Origin of the sequence: Pseudoalteromonas sp. Scap06, assembly GCF_013394165.1 — a bacterium.
Lineage (GTDB): Bacteria > Pseudomonadota > Gammaproteobacteria > Enterobacterales > Alteromonadaceae > Pseudoalteromonas.
In genome coordinates this window covers 2,529,819-2,550,501 of record NZ_CP041330.1, presented here as the reverse complement: position 1 = coordinate 2,550,501, position 20,683 = coordinate 2,529,819, and the positions used below count along the sequence as shown (strand labels likewise).

General features: G+C 40.3%; 22 protein-coding genes. 10 read left to right on the top strand and 12 right to left on the bottom strand.

Annotated elements, in window-relative coordinates:
* Positions 1–151 precede the first annotated feature (151 nt).
* Positions 152–1,504: a magnesium transporter gene (locus FLM47_RS11875; RefSeq protein WP_178956462.1), complete on the top strand. Its 1,353-nt coding sequence runs from the start codon at positions 152–154 to the stop codon at positions 1,502–1,504.
* 76 nt (positions 1,505–1,580) lie between these two features.
* On the opposite strand, the gene FLM47_RS11870 is transcribed toward FLM47_RS11875, so the two are convergent.
* The 9 genes from FLM47_RS11870 to FLM47_RS11830 all read right to left on the bottom strand — a co-directional run bounded on the left by FLM47_RS11870 (position 1,581) and on the right by FLM47_RS11830 (position 11,887).
* Entirely contained in the window at positions 1,581–2,576 is a 996-nt protein-coding gene (locus tag FLM47_RS11870) for a GGDEF domain-containing protein (RefSeq protein WP_178956461.1), read from the bottom strand.
* A gap of 325 nt (positions 2,577–2,901) precedes the next feature.
* Positions 2,902–3,339: a hypothetical protein gene (locus FLM47_RS11865; protein ID WP_178956460.1), complete on the bottom strand. Its 438-nt coding sequence runs from the start codon at positions 3,337–3,339 to the stop codon at positions 2,902–2,904.
* 13 nt (positions 3,340–3,352) lie between these two features.
* Complete coding sequence (locus FLM47_RS11860; RefSeq protein WP_178956459.1) at positions 3,353–5,128, bottom strand: S8 family peptidase; 1,776 nt, start codon at positions 5,126–5,128, stop codon at positions 3,353–3,355.
* Between the two features lie 233 nt (positions 5,129–5,361).
* Positions 5,362–5,745: a DP-EP family protein gene (locus FLM47_RS11855; protein WP_178956458.1), complete on the bottom strand. Its 384-nt coding sequence runs from the start codon at positions 5,743–5,745 to the stop codon at positions 5,362–5,364.
* 22 nt (positions 5,746–5,767) lie between these two features.
* A complete protein-coding gene (locus FLM47_RS11850) occupies positions 5,768–9,022 on the bottom strand; it encodes a winged helix-turn-helix domain-containing protein (protein WP_178956457.1) in 3,255 nt (1,084 codons plus the stop codon).
* A 62-nt stretch (positions 9,023–9,084) separates the two neighbouring features.
* Positions 9,085–9,912 carry a mechanosensitive ion channel family protein gene (locus tag FLM47_RS11845; RefSeq protein WP_178956456.1) on the bottom strand — a complete coding sequence of 276 codons (828 nt, stop codon included), beginning with the start codon at positions 9,910–9,912 and terminating at the stop codon, positions 9,085–9,087.
* 37 nt (positions 9,913–9,949) lie between these two features.
* Complete coding sequence (locus FLM47_RS11840) at positions 9,950–10,678, bottom strand: LrgB family protein (protein WP_178956455.1); 729 nt, start codon at positions 10,676–10,678, stop codon at positions 9,950–9,952.
* Entirely contained in the window at positions 10,671–11,024 is a 354-nt protein-coding gene (locus FLM47_RS11835; protein ID WP_178956454.1) for a CidA/LrgA family protein, read from the bottom strand. Before FLM47_RS11835 ends, FLM47_RS11840 begins: the two co-directional genes overlap by 8 nt.
* 71 nt (positions 11,025–11,095) lie before the next feature.
* Positions 11,096–11,887 carry a crotonase/enoyl-CoA hydratase family protein gene (locus FLM47_RS11830; RefSeq protein WP_178956453.1) on the bottom strand — a complete coding sequence of 264 codons (792 nt, stop codon included), beginning with the start codon at positions 11,885–11,887 and terminating at the stop codon, positions 11,096–11,098.
* Between the two features lie 288 nt (positions 11,888–12,175).
* Between FLM47_RS11830 and FLM47_RS11825 the strand changes: the two genes are divergently transcribed.
* The 3 genes from FLM47_RS11825 to FLM47_RS11815 are packed head-to-tail and all read left to right on the top strand — an operon-like array spanning position 12,176 to position 13,868.
* On the top strand, positions 12,176–12,496 hold the full coding sequence (locus tag FLM47_RS11825) for an HI1450 family dsDNA-mimic protein (RefSeq protein ID WP_013465646.1): 321 nt from the start codon (positions 12,176–12,178) through the stop codon (positions 12,494–12,496).
* Between the two features lie 46 nt (positions 12,497–12,542).
* Positions 12,543–13,355, top strand: coding sequence for a DUF481 domain-containing protein (locus tag FLM47_RS11820; protein WP_138609342.1), 813 nt, complete (start codon positions 12,543–12,545; stop codon positions 13,353–13,355).
* Between the two features lie 27 nt (positions 13,356–13,382).
* Positions 13,383–13,868: a hypothetical protein gene (locus FLM47_RS11815; RefSeq protein ID WP_178956452.1), complete on the top strand. Its 486-nt coding sequence runs from the start codon at positions 13,383–13,385 to the stop codon at positions 13,866–13,868.
* A 56-nt stretch (positions 13,869–13,924) separates the two neighbouring features.
* On the opposite strand, the gene FLM47_RS11810 is transcribed toward FLM47_RS11815, so the two are convergent.
* Positions 13,925–14,410, bottom strand: a complete 486-nt coding sequence (locus tag FLM47_RS11810) for a peptidylprolyl isomerase (protein ID WP_008111743.1) — start codon at positions 14,408–14,410, stop codon at positions 13,925–13,927.
* Positions 14,411–14,421: 11 nt separating this feature from the next.
* A complete protein-coding gene (locus FLM47_RS11805) occupies positions 14,422–15,333 on the bottom strand; it encodes a folate-binding protein YgfZ (RefSeq protein ID WP_178956451.1) in 912 nt (303 codons plus the stop codon).
* A 150-nt stretch (positions 15,334–15,483) separates the two neighbouring features.
* Here FLM47_RS11805 and FLM47_RS11800 point away from each other — a divergent pair, with 150 nt between their 5' ends.
* Both FLM47_RS11800 and FLM47_RS11795 read left to right on the top strand, forming a co-directional pair.
* Positions 15,484–15,735, top strand: a complete 252-nt coding sequence (locus FLM47_RS11800) for a succinate dehydrogenase assembly factor 2 (RefSeq protein ID WP_010387788.1) — start codon at positions 15,484–15,486, stop codon at positions 15,733–15,735.
* Positions 15,736–15,817: 82 nt separating this feature from the next.
* The gene (locus FLM47_RS11795) at positions 15,818–16,147 is read left to right on the top strand and encodes a hypothetical protein (RefSeq protein WP_218651723.1); all 330 of its coding nucleotides are present in this window, start codon (positions 15,818–15,820) and stop codon (positions 16,145–16,147) included.
* Here the strand turns inward: FLM47_RS11795 and nadB are convergent.
* On the bottom strand, positions 16,122–17,732 hold the full coding sequence (nadB, locus tag FLM47_RS11790) for an L-aspartate oxidase (protein WP_178956450.1): 1,611 nt from the start codon (positions 17,730–17,732) through the stop codon (positions 16,122–16,124). The two genes, FLM47_RS11795 and nadB, sit on opposite strands and share 26 nt — an antisense overlap.
* Positions 17,733–17,976: 244 nt before the next feature.
* Between nadB and rpoE the strand changes: the two genes are divergently transcribed.
* Genes rpoE through FLM47_RS11770 form a run of 4 tightly spaced genes read left to right on the top strand, consistent with a single transcriptional unit; the run spans position 17,977 to position 20,582 of the window.
* Entirely contained in the window at positions 17,977–18,558 is a 582-nt protein-coding gene (gene rpoE, locus FLM47_RS11785; protein ID WP_010387792.1) for an RNA polymerase sigma factor RpoE, read from the top strand.
* A 1-nt stretch (position 18,559) separates the two neighbouring features.
* Positions 18,560–19,174 (top strand): sigma-E factor negative regulatory protein, encoded by a 615-nt coding sequence (locus FLM47_RS11780; RefSeq protein WP_178956449.1) that lies wholly within the window; start codon positions 18,560–18,562, stop codon positions 19,172–19,174.
* Positions 19,175–19,178: 4 nt separating this feature from the next.
* The gene (locus FLM47_RS11775; RefSeq protein WP_138608161.1) at positions 19,179–20,132 is read left to right on the top strand and encodes a MucB/RseB C-terminal domain-containing protein; all 954 of its coding nucleotides are present in this window, start codon (positions 19,179–19,181) and stop codon (positions 20,130–20,132) included.
* Positions 20,133–20,582, top strand: coding sequence for a SoxR reducing system RseC family protein (locus tag FLM47_RS11770; RefSeq protein ID WP_138608159.1), 450 nt, complete (start codon positions 20,133–20,135; stop codon positions 20,580–20,582).
* The last annotated feature ends 101 nt before the right edge of the window (positions 20,583–20,683 follow it).

Sequence of the window (20,683 nt, the reverse complement as noted above, 5' to 3'; positions counted from 1 at the left end):
TGAGTGGGTGATAGCAGCTATAAATATCTAACGACACAGAGATTTTTTAATATTTTTGGTCGTGTCTAATGTACACTATTAGCTATTCTTATTAATAAGTGCTTACTTATTACAGTAAATTTATAGTGAAAGACTATTTTAGGGTTTTAAAATGATAGAGTATCCGGTTGATCAGTTACCACAACTCATAAACGACTTATTGCAGTGTGATACCACAGAGCGTAAAAATAAATTACTGATAGATGCTCAACAAACCTTATCAACCGAACACTTATCTTTATTATTTGAAGCTATTCCTAAAGAGCAGCGCCTTGAAATTTGGCATTTATTAGATGAAGACACACAACACGAAATTTTTGTTAACTTAAGTGAAGATAGCTGTTTATGGTTACTGCAAACCCTAGATGACAGTGACGGTTTTAAATTATTAGACGAAGTTAACGTTGAAGAGCTGCTTGAATTAGAGGAAGTGATCCCGCAGCGCTTTACTGATTATGCAAAAAAACAGCTTGATGAAGCGCAAACTAAACAATACGAACTGGCGCAACAATATACGCCTGAGCAACTAGGTCACTGGATTGGTTTTGACTTTTTAAAGGTGTCAGACAAGCTCACTGCGGGTGGCGCTAAAAAGCTGCTACATAAAGGGTTACCGCAGTACAGCGAAGTGATTTATTTAGTGAGCCGCAAAGGCAGCTTAATTGGTGAAGTAGCAGTTAACGACCTAATAAAAGCGCATGATAATCAAAGCTTAGTCACCTTAACTAATCATGATTTTACCTCATTGCACGCAGACCACGATTTATATGAAGCCGCCGAGGTGGTTATTCACAGCGAGCAAATGGCCATGCCCGTGGTTAATGCCGAAAACAAACTAATAGGGCGTTTAACCATCGCATCAGCTTACGAGTTACGTCAAGAAATTGCTGACGAAGCCACAGCAAAAGCGGGTGGTTTACGTGAAGACGAAGACCTATTTGCCAGTGTTCGCAAAAGTGCTAAAAACCGTGGTATTTGGTTAGGTATCAACTTAGCAACCGCATTTTTAGCCTCATGGTTTATAGGCTTATTTGGCGCCACTATAGAACAAGTGGTGGCACTTGCGGTATTAATGCCTGTTGTGGCATCAATGGGCGGAATAGCCGGTAGTCAAACCTTAACAGTTATAGTGCGCGGTCTTGCGCTTGGTCAGGTTACCGACTCAAACCGTAACGCTCTACTTAAAAAAGAGCTGCGTGTAGGGGCGGTAAATGGCTTGGTATGGGCTTTAGTGATTGGTTTGCTAACGTATCTATGGTTTAGCGATATTATGCTTAGTATAACCATTACCGTGGCAATACTGCTTAATTTAGTGGCCGCGTCGTTGGCGGGCGTAGTGATCCCGTCTATTTTAGATAAAATGAAAATTGACCCTGCATTATCAGGCTCAGTTATTTTAACCACAGTGACTGATATTGTCGGCTTTGTGACCTTTTTAGGGTTAGGTAGTTTGTTATTACTCTAATTTTTAAGCTAAACGCCACCCCCATGAAGTGGCGTTTAATATATATAGCGTCATGAAAAGGCCTTTAATTTAAGCTTTAAACAATCGTACTTATTTTGTTTCTACCTTCTGTTTTTGCTCGATATAAAGCCGTGTCTGCGGCATACAATAGCGCCTCGTAGGTGCGGTACTGGTTATTATTTTCACTGGCAATTCCTTGGCTTACCGTAATTTTAACCTCTGGTGGCAAACCTATGTCGGTAAAGCTCATTTGTGCAATTTGTTGTTGTATATGGTTGGCCACAACCGTGGCGGTTTTTATATCGCAACGGGGTAAAATAATCGCAAACTCTTCACCGCCATACCTAGCAGCTAAACACTCTCTAGATGGAATGCACTGCAATAGCATTTTTGCTATTTTCTGTAAGCATTTATCGCCTTTAATATGCCCATAGGTATCGTTGAATTTTTTAAAGTGGTCAACATCAATTAATATACTGGTTAAAGGTTGTTGGCTTTGAATACTCTCTTGCCAGTATTTTTTTAACGACTCATCTAAAGCTAAACGGTTAGCAAGCCCAGTTAAATGATCGGTTGAGGCCTGTATTTTTAAACGGTTATACATGGCTTTATGAGTACTAAGATCGTGAAGTATACACACGTACAACTTTTGCGCCGATGCGAGACTTTTTGGCATGCTTGATATTGATAAGTCAGCTTCAATCACATCGCCATTGGCTTTGTTTATAGCAACTTCATTTGGGCCAATGCTAAGGGGAGTGTCCTTAATACCAATCCAATTTAATAAGGTCTGTTTATATTTATCAAGGTCTGCACCGTGTAAAAACGACAGTAAATTTTCGCCTATCAGCGACTGCTGAGAGTAACCTAATAGCTGTGCTGCCTTTGGGTTGGCAAACTCAAAACCACCCTGCTCATTCAGTACAAAAATACCTTCGGCGGTGCCATTAAATAATTCAACTAATGCACCAAACTGGGCATGCGAAAAAGGGGATAATAAAGCGCTATCGAAGGGCAATGCTTTACCGTTATTAGTTGCTGCAGTCTCTTTATTGTTAATTTGTTTCGACACGTTTTAGCCTTAGCATGGTACAGACGTTTTTGATGTCTACAAATTTACTTAAAAAAGTGCAATTAAACCTTTCGGTAATCTTCTGTTTTTAACTGTTTGATATTTAATGGTAAAAATCATGCTTGCACAGGTTTTAAGTAACCTGTGAAGGTGAAAATTAGTTACTCAGCAATTCAAAGTTGTGGTTTTTATTATAGATTAGTAATAAGGGATGATTATTAATAATGCTGCTTGGTATGTGTTAGCGTTAAGGTGTTTGGCTTATAAAAATTGCACAGGAATAAATCAGCCCTGTGCAATTTAGAAAATAAGAATAATTTTTTAATTAAACTACGTCTTCATTTTTAATTTGAGGATCGGCGCTTAAGCCTAGCTCACGCAAGTCAAAGCTTGCTTGTTTTATTGTCGGTTCTTGCGTTAATTGTTGTACTAGCTGCTGAATATTATTAGTGGTTGTGGTTACAACAACAATATCGCCTACGCGGTGTTTTAGCTGTAAGTTATAACGGCTTGCCAGTTGGCTAAAGTTGGCTTGGGTTGTTAATTGCAATAACACTTCGCCGGTCAGCTTTAGGCTATTACCGCTTTGGCTATCAGTTATACTATCCCCAAGCTGTAAGCTATTTGCGTTATTGGTTTGGCTCGTTAAGCTGGCGATAATTGCAGCGCCTGGCTTTACAGCAGTGTTTTTAGTTTGTGCTTGCGCTAATGAAAGAGTACTTACAATAAAAGTGAGTACTAACATAACAATCGTTGTTTTCATAAAAATTCCTTTATTAGTGGCCGTAAAAACGCAAAGACCAAGATAGCAGCGTGCCATCTACATTATTATTAGTGTCGTTCATGCTGAGTAAGCCTGCTTGCTCATTGTAAACTAGGGTTTGGCTAGTGCCATTGTCGGTATCAATTAAGCGAATTTGCCATTGCCCTGCCGCCGATTCGCCATAAAAATGTTGGCTCAACAATAGGGCATTTTGTACGGGGGTGCCGGTGGCATTTATTAATCCTGTGCGTGGGCTTAATAGCACACTGCGAGTACCTGATGGTGAAATAAGCTCAACGGCTAGGTCACGCATACGGGTATGATCAATCGATAGCTTTAACTGCACAGCTTCAATGGTTAGATTGTCAGTGATGGCTAGCGTATCTTGCACACCATTTACGTTAGCATCGGGTATTGTTAGCTCTGTGTTAGCGGTATGCCAATCAGATACCTGTAATGTGGGTAATAACGCAGTAGTTTGTTGAGCCATTGCAACAGCAGCGTCAACATCAATTGCGCCTAAGCCATAAAAGGGATGAACGTTGTATCCTGCCGCATTTTGTTGCCAACCAGGAATGGCGTTGTAGCTGACTGCATCACCATTTGCATCTGTAAAATTAATATCAACACCGGCATTGCTGCCATCGAGTTTACGTGCTGTTGTGGCGAGGATATGCTTAATGGTTCTGGCATCAAGTTGCGGGTTAGCCGACATAACAAGCGCTATTGCACCCGATGTATTGGCAGCTGCTGCAGAAGTGCCATACATGGCAGCGGTGGCATCGCAGTGGCTATCTAACCCGGTGTTTTGCAGGGGGATGTCTATTGTGCTGTTAATGGTATTAAAACCGGCAGCGCAGCCACTCATATCTGTGGTAACAATACCTGCTTGGCTTTGAGCGTTTTCACCACCGGGTGCGGTTAAAAATACATTAGCGCCAACAGAAGAGTACGATGCTAATTTACCGTTTGCGTTGTAGGCCGACACCAGCATATTCCAAAAACTAGCGTTATCGGTACTTAAATTAGCGTTATGAAATGGCAAGCCCGCGTTATTAAATGGTTGTTGCTGCTCATACGCAAATACTTGAAATGGCGTATCGCCAAAAAAAGTAGTGTATTGATAAAACGCGTTACCCGCTGACTTTACAAATAATGCACCTAAGCCGTTGTTACTGTTTAAGCTTACTTGCTGCATTACGCGCTCTTTTAATTGCAGGCTAAGAGTATGCTCTTCTGCATCAACGTTTTTAAATAATGCCGGCTTACTGCTGTAGCTTTGATTGTAAACGCGAGAGTTTGCAGAGCCCGTTAATGGCATACCATGCGATTGTAGCCAGCTACTCATTGTTTGCGCATCAAGATAATTAAACCCAACAAGGTCTGCATTAGGTGCAACACCACGACCGCCAATATTATTATTTTCTTGTGCGGCGATAATGCCAGCCACTGCTGTACCATGACCTGTGTTATCGGTTGGGGTAGCAGTGCCGGTTAACAAATTAAGTGAGCCTGTAATGGCATTATTAACTAAATCAGGGTGACTTAGTTCTATGCCGCTGTCTATTACGGTAACGGTAACGCCATCCCCTTTAATACCTTGCATATCGGTATTGAGTAAATTTAAATCTTCGCCCGTAACCGTGTTTGTAGTAAGACCATTGTGGCCGCTGTTATTTAAATGCCATTGGTAAGGTGTAAGAGGGTCGCTATTGGTTAAGTGATCCGCAGCGAGGCAGCTAAATGCACCAAGTAGGCAGCAACTTAGCAGGGTTTTTTTAATATACATAAATAATACAATCCTTATTTTTATGTTTTTGATATATAAATCAAATTGTTATTAGATTGTTTCGTATATTAAATTATTAAGCAATTGAAAGTTGAGGTTTTTATTATAGATTAGCAATAAAGGATGGTTATTAATAATGCTGCTTGGTATGTGTTAGCGTTAAAGTGTTTGGCTTATAAAAATTGCACAGGAATAAATCAGTCCTGTGCAATTTAGAAATTAATTGTTGTTAGTTATCTTTCTTTTTCATTTATAATTTGAGGATCGGTACTTTTATAGGCTTTGCCATTGCACTCAACATTAAATACTAAACAGGCGGTGCCTGGATTTTCACCGGTATCGATAATAGTAATGGTGCGGCCGTTATCGCTTACTTTAAAGCTAAAGTCTTGAGCGCAAGGTGTTTCTTTATTAACATCGGTGATAGTGGCGCCAGTGAATAAAAAACCTTTAGCAAGCGTGGCTTCATCTAAACTGTAAATGCCTGCGGTTTCTGTTCTTACAACTCCGCCGCCAGTCACTTCATTGCCATTTATAGAGTATGTAAAGTTAGCTTCGCCGTCATTGTCTAGTACAATGTTAACTTCAAAGTGAATTTGCTCTTGAGTATTATTCATATTATTTCCTTTGTATTCATGATTATAGTTGAAAGTTGTTGATGCCCAGTTTAACTAGGCGTGCTTTTATCTCGTGGATTTCGTTTGCTCGGTTCAAGCAGGTGTAAGCCTGTATCTTTGGATAAGTTATGAGAACGCTTTGGTTTGTATTTACTGTTTTAGCAATTTCTTGTAGTGCACTTAAGCAAAATTGATCTTTTTGTGTGCTCGTAGCAGCTAACTTAGCTTTCAGCAGGTTTATTCGTATGAGTACTAAATTATCACCAATCTTTGCCTGTTTAGCTATCAACTGTTGATAGCTCTCGTGACTTTCAAGCGTAGTTAATAATTTTTGGGCTTTGTGTAGTAAATTTCTATCTATAAAATATTGAATCAAACCAATTTTTATACTAATGACCCTGATATTATTAAGGCTTTGTGACTTTAAGAATGTGATAATTTCTTCTATCCTTGGATCAATATTTTTGTCGTTAGATAACATCAATAATTGCGCTAAAGAGCGGTAATACATAAGCTGAAGTTTATTGTCTTTGGAATCTTGTTTTAGTGCATTGCTTATCATTTTGTTAGCAAAAAGCGCTTTTTGGTAAGCTATTCGTTTATCGGCTAAATAGCTCAATAAATAACTTTGTTGCATATGTATATTTGCTGACATATAAAAAAGGCTTGCATCGTTTGGATAGTTAACAGTCATATCTTTTACCACTGTTAGTGCATTTTCTAACATATTTACCGTTGTACTAAAGCCACCTAACTTTTCTTCTGTTTTTGCCAGCCAGCTGATGGTATCGGCTTTATCACGCAATAAGTTTTTGTTGTTAGGTTTGAGCTCAAGGGCTTTGTTTTTAAGGGCCAGCGATTTTGTAAAGCGCTGTTTTGCAGCAATGTAGTCAGATTTCTCTATGTATAAAGACCCCAGCGAATTATGCGAATACGATAGCTCCATAATCGAGTTAAAATCATTCGGTGCTAATGAATACATGGTTTCGCTATAAGTATGATATTTTTTTAAGAGCGGTTCAGCAGCGGCGTAATCACTTTTATCATAATGAAGCTGACCGAGCCAAAAGGCATTGGCACCGGCAAGCGTTAGTAGCTCTAAATTATTAGGCTGTATTTTTAAGAGTGCTTCAAGGCGAATGCGGGCGTTTTCAAAGGCAGTGAAGGCCTCAATGGTTTTACCGCGGGAATAGGCCACTTCTCCCATGGCTTCCAGAGTTTGCGCGTACTGAAAGCGACTTTTAAACTCGCCTTGTTGACTGCTAAAGTTAAATAGTGAGCTTGGCTCATCAACTTGATTGGTAAAATACTCAAGTGCTTTATTACTAATGCCATCAAGTAGGTCCATACGCTTTACGCTGCGTAATTTATCGGCAAAATCACCTACCATAAACCCTAGTAAGCTTTCGGCCTCTTGGCGTTTTTGCTGTGCAAGTTGCTGCGCTTGAAAGCTGGTAACACTCATAAATAGGGCAACACAGGTAAGTAAACAAAGCAGAGCGACGGTGCCGCGTTTTATAGTTGTTTTTGTTTTACTGTGTTTAAGAGAGCTGGTTATAAGCGCGCGTTCGTCATCGTCTAGTTTAAATATGTTGTCGTTTAATAAGGTAACGGCCTCTTGCAATGGTTTACCCGGCGCTAACAGATAGGCGTTACTTTTGTGCTCATTAAGCCATTGTTGCGTGTGGTGGTGTAAGCGGCTTTTTATAGCAAGGGCATCTTTATGGTCATTAATCCACTGTTTGGCACGTGGCCATTGGCGTAATAATGCCTCGTGGGCAAGGCTAAAGTAGGCTTCTTGGTTTTGTAAATGCGATACAAATAAGCGGCTATCGACCATAGCTTGAACCAGTTCTTTTTGGCTGGTGTTGGTTAATGCTTGCAAGCGGGCTGCGCGGCTCGTAATGGTTTTACCATCTGGGTTTAGCGTTACTAATTGCGATAACACGCTTTTTAGTTGCTGTTGTTGCGCTTGAGAAAGCCCTATAAATACTTCTTCGGCTTTTTTACCAATGGCACCCTCAATACCGCCGAGTTTTTCATACACACTGTGCAATAACTCATTATTATCACTGCGCTGTAAATACAGCTCTTGCAGTGTGTATTGCAGCATGGGCAGTGCATCTGGATTATTGGCGGTATCGGCGCAAAGTATTTCATCCAGCGGGGTTTTAGTGTGTGGGTCTTGCGAAAACGTTAAATTAGCGGTTAACGCTGGCAAGCGAATAATTTGTTGTAGTTCATGGCGATTTGGCGGGGTTAAATCGTAATGCGCGCCATGAGCCTTGCCCACCATAAGACTTGGTTGCTCAACCACTAAAGGGTAAAAATCGTTACGACAGGCACTAAATACAATCACCGCTTTAGAGGTCGCTAAACGCTCAATAACAGATAAAAAATGACTTCGGGTGTCGTTACTAAATAGCGGTGAGGAAAGTAGCACTTCTAAGCGGTCTATAAACAAAAACAATTGCGGCATTTTTGCTGCTGTTTGGGTATTTGCAATTGTATTTTTTAAGCCGCTAATAACATTGTCTATGTCATGTTCTAGCTGCTGCGCCAGCGTTTGTGCGCTTAACCCTGTAAATACTGGAATGTCGTTAATATCCCAATCGAGCATGGCTGAGGCGAGATCTAAATACAGCCTATTTTGAGCTACATCTGCAAAGTCGAGTTGGGTGTACGACATTACTCTAATGCCGTTATAGCCTCGCTCGTCGAGTAGCTTTGGCAATATACCCGCATTAACTAATGATGATTTACCCGAGCCACTAGGGCCAAGGATTAAACAAAATGCGCGCTGCAATGTTACTTGGTTTGATACGCTCTCTAATAACCTGCTGATGGCGTGATTACGACCAAAAAATAAGTGGGTATCGGTTGGGTTATATGCACTCAAACCTAAAAAAGGAGAGCCGCCTTGCCATGTGTTAACTTGGCTGGGGAGATCATCAGCTAATGGAAACTCAACCGTTGCAATAACTCTATAACCACGTTTACGTATGGTTTCTATGTATTGCGGCGCGCTTGCCTTATCACCTAGAGCTTTTCGTAACTGAGTGATAGTTTTATGCAGAGGGTTATCGCCGGTTTCTGTGTTTGCCCAGCAGTGAGTTAATAACGCGTCGCTACTGACAATCTCTGCTTGGTTTTGACACAAGTACAGCAACACATCCATGGCTTTGGGTTCTAGCTGTTTTTGTTCTTCAGCGCGTTGAATGGTGTTACTGGCAGGGGTGATTTGCCATTCACCTAAATAAAAGGGCGGTTGATGCATAATTGGCTCATTTTTATAGTTATAAGTGCATTTAGCTTTTTGCTTTAGTTACATTAGTAGTGCTAGTTATTTTTATTAAGTGTAACAATGCGCTGTGGAAACGGAATTTCTATATTGGCATTGTTAATTGCTTTATATACGCTGGCATTAATAGCGAGCTTAGTTTCAATAATTTTAGTGGTAGGAACCCAGTATCGATAGCTAATAGTTACGCCGCTATCAGCAAAGCGTTCTATGCCAACTTGTGCATTGGGTTGTTTAGCAACCAGTTCGTTATTAGCTAATGCGTTTTCAATTAGGTTAATCGCGGTATCACTACAGGCACTGTAGGCTATGTCTATTTCACCTTTTACTAAGGAGTAGCTAAATGAGTTATGCAGAATTTCGCCAACAATATGTTTGTTGGGAATGGTTATTTCTACTTTTTCTTCATTAATTAATACGGTGTGACCCAGCTCAATGAGTTTTACTTGGCCGCTAACGCCTTTTATTTCTATGGTATCGCCCACCACAAATGGCCGCGTGGCAATAATTGCAAGCCCGGCGCCATAATTAGAAAGCATGCCTTGTAATGCTAAGCCAGCACCTAAAGAAGCGGCACCTATTGCAGCAACAAACGGGGTAACACTAATGCCAATTTTACCAAGCGCAATTATGATCACCATAATGATCAGTAATACTTTAACGACATTACTAACAAAGTTAGTTAAGGTGATATCGACGTTATGTCGCGTCATCAAATTGGCAACACCTGCAGCGAGCTTTTTCGCTACCCATAGGCCAACCAATAGAATAAAAATAGCGCCGACAATTTGCATACTGTAGGTAACTAAATATTCAGTAAGTAGGGCGTAGTACTTTTCAAATTGCTGAATTTCAGAACTGATCATGTCGACTCTATTTTAGCGATAGTGTTTTATCTGCTTATCATAACAAAGTGTTAACTAAAATTGGATACATTATTGGCACAATTACAGCAGTTAATAACGCACTCAATGCCATAGCCACCGATGAAAACGCCCCTATTTTTGGATGCTCGGCAATTGCAGCCGCGGTGCCTATAGCATGACACGCGGTACCGATTGCGATTCCTTGTGCCTCAAAGTTAAATATTTTAATTAGTTTTAATAATAAAATGCCAAATAAAGCGCCGAGTAAACCAATAAAAATTACCATGGCAGCGGCTAGCGAGCTGATCCCGCCAAGTGAATCGGTGACAAGTAATGCAATAGGTGTTGTAACGCTAAGTGCCGCAACTGATGCGCTCAGTTGCGAGGGGGCAGCAAATAAAACGCTTAATACAAAAGCTACCAGAGTGGCGTTAATAATACCAATACTGCAGGCAACTAAAATAAGTAAAAAGTTTTTACGTACGTGCATAAATTGTTGATATAGCGGCAAGGCCAAAGCGACTATGGCCGGCTCCAATAACCACGTTAACAACCGACTATGCGATGCAAATTGTGAATAGGGTAATTTAAGGTTAACGAGTAGTAAGGCAATAATGCCGATGCTTAAAAAAACGGGGTTGGTTAATGACTTTAAAATACTCTGATTGATTTTAAGATTAACAGCCCTTAGTGCAATAAAAAGGATAATAATAAATGGAATGGTTAACCAGCCAAGGCTAAAAATGGTGCTACTGAAATCAGTCATTATTAGTTTTACCTTTAAAGTAACTTACTAGGCTCGCCACTAAAATTAAACTACTCAAGGGGACTAATAAAATAACTGCAGTTAAGAAAGGCCAATGGGTTTTTATAAGTGCTAAGTGTTCAATAAAACCAACGCCTGCAGGAATAAAGAAAATAGGCATTACATTTAAAATAGGTGTGGCACACGGGGTAAGTTGCTGCTCTTTAACAATACCTGATAAAAGTAAAACCAGTAAAATAACCATTGCTAACAGTGGCGCAGGAAAACTGGCATCAATAAAGTGCATAATGAGTTTGCCCACTGCCAAGCAAAGCAAAATGATAGCGCTACTTAAAAAGTATTTCATGGCGATGACTCAATAAAATAGAGGATTATCACTTTAACAAATAACGCTGTTTTGTGCATTGTGCCTTAGTATTACCAGCGTTTGGCGTTTGCAAACTCAATATCAGTTTTACCTTTTGCTTTAGCGATGGCTTTTTTAGTATTAGGGTTGATTAATAAGCGAATTTGACTCCATGTTTCTTTGGCGAGTATTTTTCGAGCTGGGGCTTTATAGCTTTGTTGAGTTACACGTTTTATTGCTGCTAATGTGTCAGGTGAACGTGCTTGTAATGTATCAAGCATTTCTTTAGTTGCTTTATCGGTATCGTCGGTTGTTTTTGTTACTAAACCGAGTTCAAAAGCATGTTGAGCACTAATGGGGTCAGCATGACTTGCTAGCCAAAGTGCTTGGTCGCGTTTTACTAAGCCTGCAAGCATAACATTAGCGCCCATGTCGGGGCATAACCCCCAGCGCGCTTCCATAATGGCGAGCTTGGCATCGTGATGAACAATTCGGTAATCAGCTCCAAGCGCTATTTGCAGGCCACCACCAAGACAGTTTCCGTTAATTTTAGCAATTACAGGCACACTCAATGATTGCCAGCCCAGTACAACTTTTTGCGCTAGGTTTTGATTACCAGGAAGCCATTTGAATAGGAGCTTTATGATATTGAATGGCGAGGCCATGACCGCGTTAATATCGAGCCCTGCACAAAAGTGTTCGCCCTCACCGGTTAATACAACTGCACGAATACTGGCGTCTTTTTTTATATTTTTAATCACTTTGTTAAGCTCAACAAACATAGCAAAGCTTAAGGCATTTTGTTTTTCTACGCGATGTAATGTGACGGTAGCGATACCCTGTTTTTTTTCTAATTTTATCATTGTTCACTCCTCTGACCTGTTGTTTGAGCTTATGTTTTTATTGATGTTAAGTAAAGTGGGTGAAGGTGAATAAAAACAAACTGAATTTTTTAATACACGTGGGGCTAGCTATCTTTGATGGCTATTTAATCTTCCAAGGTCAACAGACCCGTGTGCTAACCAATTTAATAATATCTATAAGTATTAGGAATAAATAAAAAAGTCAGTAATTAACGTGTTTTTTTTATCAAAACCCTAGCAACTTTTGATATTATGATTGCCACTTAAAAGCTCAGAGGTTAACCATTCATGTCAGGTCCACGTTTATTTACGGTAGAAGAAGCAACTCATCAAGCTTATGATATTTTTTTAGAGCTGGCTCCCAATAATTTAAGCGACAAAGATGTTGAAGAATTTAACCTACACCGTGAAGAACTAGGCTTTATTGAAGAAGATGAGCCCGATGAACAGTGGCAAGACTTTGTTGCCCTAGAAATTGAACCTGAGCATTTTATTCAAGTATTAGTGGGCCTTGAGTTTGATAACGAAGACGTACTATTTGCGAAAATTCTAATTAGCCGTGATAAAGACGCGCCTTTTTGTCATATTTTGTGGAAAGAAAGTGAATAACCACCTCTCTGCTTTTTTGTTATTGCCATTTGCAAGAGAACGTATTTTGCGATGCTTCTTTGTATTACTGCTTTTATTATTTAGCTGCTTTAGCTGGGCCGTTGATCCCTTTGAAGATTTTCATCAATACGGGGAACTCTCAGATGAAGAAATTCATGAGTTACACAAAGGCGAAGTGTTGTACGGCGATACCGAATTTGGTTTTATTTTAAGTAAAGGTAACACTAATTCCACCAGTTTTAAGCTTAAAGGGAATCTTTATCAAGATTTTGAAAACTGGCGAAATCAATTCAAAATAGACTCCTTGTACAAACGTGATGAAAACGAAGAAACGGGCGAGTCGGATGTTACTGCTAATCGGGTGTTTGTTTCTGCACAAGGTAACTATAAAGTAGGGGTTAAAAACTCGTCGTTCTTTATTTACGGGGATTATGAGGAAGATCAATTTAGCGGTCTTGATTTTAAAAGTACGATAGCAACCGGTTATGGTGCACGTGTTTATCAAGGGGTTAAAAATAAAGTAGATATAGACATTGGCCCAGGTTTATATCGCTCAGTTGCTGATGATGAGTCAACAGCACTTGACGACGATAAAGACAAAATGGGTTATTTACTTCGTATTGCAATGCAGTGGGAGAGGTTAGTATCTAAGCGTACCCGATTTAATCAAGATATCAGTATAGAACAGTCTTTGTCTGGGCTTAACTCTCGGTTAAAGTCAGAAACGGCATTAATTAGCCAAGTGGTTGGCGCGGTATCGCTTAAGTTTGCTTATATGTATCGTTATAATTCTAAGCCTGAAGAAGATAAGCTTAAATACGATTCAGAGCTCAGTGCAACCTTAGTGTACAGTTTTTAATTTTTTAACTTTTTAATAGAGAGTGTTATGTATCAGCATAAGCAGTATGCGGTATTTATATTTGTAGTATTAGCATGGATCAGCGGTTTTGTTGCGCTTGCATGGAACTTAATTGGTGCCGATGCCCCGTTAATCGTATTTGCTGGTATTTTAGTGCTGGTGGGCTTTTTGTTCCACGGTTTAACCATTAAAGTTGATGAAACCCATATTAGCTGGGCATTTGGCCCTGGTGTTGCTGGCCAAAAGTTAGCATTAGAAGATATTGTTGATGTAAAAGCAGTACAAAACTCATACCGCCATGGTATTGGTATTCGCATTACACACGATGGGTGGATTTATACGGTATCAGGCTTTAGTGCGGTGCAATTAACGCTTAAAGATGGCACCCAGTATCGCTTAGGCACAAATGACCAAGCAGGATTAGTTGCTGCGCTTGAAGATAAAATAACCCCTGTTGAAATGCCAGCAGCAGAGCCTCAAGCCAAATTACGAACACAGAATAATATGCTATAAAAAAAGCGCCCAAGGCGCTTTTTTTATAAACTTATAGCAATTTTACTCAGCGGGTTTTAGTGCTCGTGGCCACAGCCGCCTTCGCCATGTACGTGGCCATGCTCAAGCTCTTCGGCTGTTGCATCGCGTACTTCTAAAATTTCTACATCAAAGTTAAGTGTAATACCGGCAAGTGGGTTATTACCATCAACAATCACTTCTTCGTCTTGAATATCGATGATCATTACTGATTGGTCGCCGTCATCGGTGGTTGCACGAAATTGCATGCCCACTTCAATTTCCATACCTTCAAACATTGATTTTGGTACGGCTTGCATTAAGTGATCATGACGCTCACCGTAACCTTCTTCAGGCTCCACTTTTACGCTTAGTGTATCGCCAGCTTGCTTGCCTTGCAGCGCGTTTTCAAGCCCTGAGATCAGGTAGCCTGTACCAACGATAAAAATTAATGGCTCACCGCCAAATGAGTTATCAATGGTATTGCCGTCATTATCTAAAACAGAGTAATGCATTTTTACCACTTTATTTGCTGCAACGATCATAGTCATTCCTATTATTCATCTTCAAGAGAGTAAGGTAGAGGCAGAATGTTTAGCTCTACCGAAGGGGTGTGTTTTGCACGAAGAGTCTGATCGATATCAGTATCGTTTGGCAACACGACCAAACCAGTTAAAGTCTGTGTTTGTTCATTATAGCTTTGCGCAATAAGTTTACCTGCGCGGCGCCAGTTTTCACCTAATTGGGTTTCAATATCAGGCTCATCAAGTTGTCCTTCGCTTTGCCCAGAGACGATATACATGGCACGTTTGTTTTTGCCCAGATACTTCATACGTGCAACGGTTTCTTGGCCTGTGTAGCAACCCTTTTTAAAACTAATGCCGTTAATGGCTTGCAGGTTAACCATTTGCGGTACGTATTCATCAATCGCATCAACACTTAATTGCGGTTCACCAGCAAGTATGGATGCTTGCTGCCATAGCGCATCGTCATCGAGGGTCGACACATCGCCAGGTAGGCAAAATTGGCTATCAACCATTAGTAAAATGCGGTTTGATCCAAGCTTAAGAGCTTTACCGTGAGCGAAGTCACAAGCCGTGGCGTTATCGCTAAAGTGAATGTCGAGTTGTGTGAGTAAGCCTGTTAGGTCATCACCAAGTAAACCAATTAATCGCTCTGAGGCTTTATTAATTTCAACTTTTGCAAATACAGCATATTTTTTTAATTCAGCAAGAGAGCGTTCTACTTCTGCACTTGAGCCTGTTAAAAAGTAACTTTGTTGATAAGAAAATAGCTTAAATACACCCCATAACTTACCTTTTGCACTACAGTGACCTGCCCACAAAAAGTTATCGTTGTTAAGTTTATTTAGATCTTGAGTGATTTGTCCGTGTAGGTACGATAATTTATCTGCGCCTGAGAGGCTAATAACCTGATGTGATAAAGGACATGCATAAACCTGAGACATAAATACCTTCTTTGCAATAACAAATGAGGCCACATAATAACGTAGTTAAAGCGTATGGTACAGCGACTAACAGACGATGTTTTTATAACTTAGTGCTGTTAAATTAACGCGTATTTGGTAAACTCGAGTTAATTAAATATGAGGTTTAAAATGGTTGAAATACATAGTAAAGCACGTATCCGTTGGGCTTGTCGCCGTGGCATGTTAGAGCTAGATGTTTTGTTTATGCCGTTTGTTGAAGAAGCTTATGATTCGTTAGATGCTAAACAGCAAGCGATTTTTCAGCGTCTATTAACCCAAGAAGACCCAGATTTATTCGCTTGGTTTATGGGCCATGAAGAATGTAAAGACGCAGAGCTAAACAGCATGGTTCAGCTAATTTTAGACCGAGTTCGTGTATAGATTTACCGTTACAGATAATAAAACAGACCACAAACCGATTGTGGTCTTTTTTTGTGTGCTGACTTTAGTGTTGTGCCTATTTATGAACTCGGTGGTGGCAACTCTTTTTTGTATTGCACTTAATACACTTGCTGGCATTATTGTTTGGCGAAAAATCGTGGCTGCTCAACCACAGCAAGGCATTATACTCTTAGAGCCGAATCAATTTCGTTTTGAAGGATCAGGCAGGCAAATTCAAGGGCTCATTAGTAACCAAAGCCGGTTACTTGGTCAGAGTGTGTGGCTGTATATTAATGGCTTTAGTAAAAACTATTGGCTGATTATCTCAGCCAATAGTGTTGATAAGCAAAGCTATGCGCGCTTGAAACGGGCAACGCTTGAAGCAATTAATTACGTAGAGGAGTCAAAATAGTGGGCGTTGGGTTCTCATTTTGCTCTGGATAATCAATAGTAAAGTGTAGTCCACGACTTTCTTTACGTTCCATAGCACTTCTAATTATAAGCTCGGCAACTTGTACTAAGTTACGTAACTCAAGTAAGTTATTGCTTACTCTAAAGTTTGCGTAATAATCGTGTATTTCCTGTTGTAGCAGTTCAACACGATGCAGCGCACGTTCAAGGCGTTTAGTTGAACGTACAATCCCAACATAATCCCACATAAATAATCGTAGCTCATGCCAGTTATGAGTGATGACAATTTCTTCATCTGAGTTAGATACACGGCTTTCATCCCAACTAGGTAAATCAGCCAGCGCGGGTGCAGTCTCTATTTTACTCAAAATGTCTTTTGCTGCTGCATGGGCAAATACAATGCACTCTAATAATGAGTTACTTGCCATGCGGTTAGCACCATGCAGGCCGGTATAAGCCACTTCACCTACAGCGTATAAATTTGCTAAATCTGTCTTGCCATTAAAGTCGGTCATTACGCCACCACAGGTATAATGCGCAGCAGGAACAACCGGAATTGCCTCTTTGGTTATATCAAGCCCTACGCTCAAGCATTTAGCGTAAATAGTAGGGAAGTGTTCAATAATAAAATCTTTGTCTTTATGGCTAATATCTAAATATAAGCAATTTGCGCCAAGGCGTTTCATTTCAAAGTCGATAGCTCGCGCTACAATATCGCGCGGAGCGAGTTCTTCTCGTTCATCAAACTCTTTCATAAAGCGAGTGCCATCAGGGCGCTTTAAATAGGCCCCTTCACCACGCATTGCTTCGGTAATTAAAAAGTTTTGTAATTCCGGGTGGTAAAGACTGGTTGGATGAAATTGATTAAATTCCATATTAGCAACGCGACACCCTGCACGCCATGCCATTGCTATGCCATCACCGCTAGAAACATCAGGGTTAGAGGTGTAAAGGTACACTTTACTTGCGCCACCGGTTGCTAAGGCAACAAATTTTGCGCCAATGGTTTCTACTTTTTTGGCTTTTTTATTCCACACATGCATACCGTGAACATGTGACCCCGTTTTACCGATATTTTTATCAGTAATTAAATCAATCGCATTATAATGCTCTAACAAGGTGATATTACTGTGCGCTTGAACTTGGCTAATCAGCGTTGTTTGCACTGCTTTGCCAGTGGCATCGGCGGCATGCAAAATGCGTCGATGGCTATGACCCCCTTCACGGGTTAAATGAAAGCGCTCTTTACCTTTACTATCAAATTCCATATCAAAAGGCACGCCTTGGTCAATCAACCATTGTAGGCAGTCATGCGCATTACTGGCAGTGTAATGAACAGCTTCTCTGTCACACAAACCGCCACCTGCATCTAAGGTATCTTCAACGTGAGACTCTATACTGTCATTTTTTTTATCAAAAACAGCGGCAATTCCGCCTTGGGCGTAAAGAGTAGAACCTTCGGTTAATTCACCTTTACTGATCACGGTAACGTTACAGTAATTAGCCAAAGATAAAGCAAGTGATAAGCCTGCTGCGCCGCTACCAATAATAGCGACATCGGTAATGTGATGTTTATTTTGGTTCATCTGTGAGGTACTTTGCGGTTACAATGCTCAGATAGAGCAATATTTATTTTTAATACTTATAGTTGTACCATATTTGTTGAACTACTACTAAGTGGTTTTAGCGTATAAACGTGTAATTTGTAGCTATTTTATAAAAAAACAATATGAGTCAGAACTTTTTATTCATCTAGGGGTCAGAGTAGGTGTGAACAATGGCGACACTATGAATAATAAGCAAGAATCAATCAGAGGAGTACCGGCTCGAATGAGCGAGCAGGAATTAGATTTAGCGTTAGTGAAAAGGGTCCAGCAGGGAGATAAAAACGCCTTTAACCTATTAGTTAAGAAGTATCAGAACAAAATAGCCGGTTTGATCTCTCGTTATGTATCAAATCAAGGTGACATTGCTGATGTAGCACAAGAAGCGTTTATTAAAGCGTATCGTGCCCTTCCAAACTTTCGTGGTGATAGTGCTTTTTATACTTGGCTTTACCGTATCGCCGTTAATTGTGCTAAAAATTATTTAGTGGCTCAAGGGCGTAAACCGCCAGCAAATGATATAGATGCTGACGATGCCGAGTTTTATGAAGGTGCAGATTCAATGCGTTCTAACGCGTCACCTGAAAATTTACTATTAAGCGAAGAAGTCCGCGCTGTTATTTTTAATACGATTGATAGTTTGCCTGAAGATCTTAAAACCGCGATTACTCTTAGAGAAATTGAGGGTATGAGCTATGAAGAAATAGCCGTGGTTATGGATTGCCCAGTCGGGACGGTACGTTCGCGTATTTTTCGTGCCCGTGAAGCAATTGATAATAAATTAAACCCATTGATAGGCGAGTCTTAGTATGACAAAAGCACACGTTAACCGCTTAGATAACGAATCGTTATCAGCATTACTTGACGGTGAACAAACATTAAAGGATGCAACTATTGCATCGGATGATGTAGCTACGTTTGGCCGTTACGCGTTAATTGGTGATGCAATGCGAGCTAAAGAAAATAACAATAATATGGACTTTGATATTAGCGAACGCATTTCGTTAGCACTTGAGAGCGAGCCCGTTTATGCAGACTTTAGTCAGTCTGACAATGTGGCTACCGCTTCTAATACCGAAACAGATAATAAAGTAGTGGCGTTTAATTGGCGTAAACCGGTTGCTCAATTAGCAATTGCTGCGAGCGTAGCAATGTTTACTATCGTTGGCGTGAACACCTTACCGCAAGGTGAAGATGCTGTGCAAAACGAAATTCCTTTATTGCAAACCACGCCGTTAACCGGCATGGCGTCGCCTGTAAGCTACTCATCAGCACCTGCACTTGATAACGCAGAGCAAGGTTTACGAGAGCTTCAGCAGCAACGCATTGGCGCATTAGTACTTGAACATCAACGTCAAGCGCGAGTGGCTCATTCGTTAAAAACAGCTAAAACAGATGAAACATCCCCAGAGGAAAAAAACTAATTAGATGAAAGTAATTACTTTTATTATGTCATTGGTGCTGAGTTTTAATACTTTTGCCAATGACACAAACCCTGCTAAAGATTTACTGCTTGAAATGGCCAGTGCAGTTCACACTCGTAATTTCGACGCCTCTTTTGTTGTTGTTAAGGGTAAAAGTATGGAGCCCTACCGCTGGGTGCATGCTAAACAAGGTGATATAGAGCTAGAGCATTTAAGTTTGCTTAATGGTGCAGGCCTTGAAATGATCCGCATTGACGATCAAGTTACCTACTTTGAGCCACAATCAGAACCTTACTCGTTAACAACTGACTCGATTGCAGGCCCCATCCCAGAAGTCTTATTTAAAGATATTAACCGCTTAAGTGCGCATTATGATTTTGTGCTTGGTGGTAAAGGCCGTATTGCAGGGCGTCCTGCTCAGCTGGTTCGAATTGAATCTAAAAACGATGACAAATATAACTATTGGATTTGGATTGATACTGAGTCGTCTTTATTGTTGAAAGCCGCCTATGTGAATCACCAAGGCGAAGCGCTAGAGCAATTACAACTTACCCACATTAGCGTAACTGAGCAACCGGCAAGCTTATTATTAGAAGTACTTAATCGTAATTTTCCAACACCATTACCCGCTAATTCAATTGATGAACAAAGCAAAGCAAATGCTATGAATTGGACTATTGGATGGCTACCTGAAGGGTTTGAATTACTCAAGTCCGATAGACATAAGCTCGACTTAAACAATGAATTAACAGATTACTATTTATTCTCTGATGGATTTGTTGAGGTCTCAGTATTTATACAACGGCCACTACCAGGTAAGCGCTTAAGCGGAGCTCTGACCTCAGGAGCCACCACTATTTATGTGCACAACGGCGGAAATTTTGATGTGTCTGTGGTGGGGAATATACCAACCATGAGCGCCAAAGCGATTGCTGAGTCTGTTTCACGGGCGTTATAAATGATAGAACAAACGTTAACCGTCGTGGCCCTTAGTGGCCACGTTGCGCATTTAGAAGCCCAACAAAAACAGGCATGTGAAGGCTGTAATGGACGTTGTGGCTCTCAAGTGTTTAGTAAGTTATTTGGTACTGCCAAAAAAACCTTGCCCTACAAATTTGAAACGCAATTAGAGGTGGGGCAAAAAGTGACCTTGTCACTGGATGATAGCCATGTTGTAAAACATGCCTTTGCCGTTTACATGCTGCCCTTATTTTTAAGTTTAATATTCGCCTTATTGGCTAGTGAATTAATACAATTAGCCGAAGGCTGGCAAATTTTAGCTGCGATATTAGGTGGCATCACCGGCTTTTTAATTGCTAAAACATGGGTGAAATCACTTAGACATGAGATTAAAGTGATAAAAATTCATCCAATTAGCCTTCCTTTAACTCAAATAGATGGTGATTGACGCCAATTAAATGTAAAATTGCGTTTTTATGCCACAGTAACTTGAAAATGCACAGCAAGTATTTTCAAGTTATTTAGGCATGCGACCTTAGTCCTTTAAAA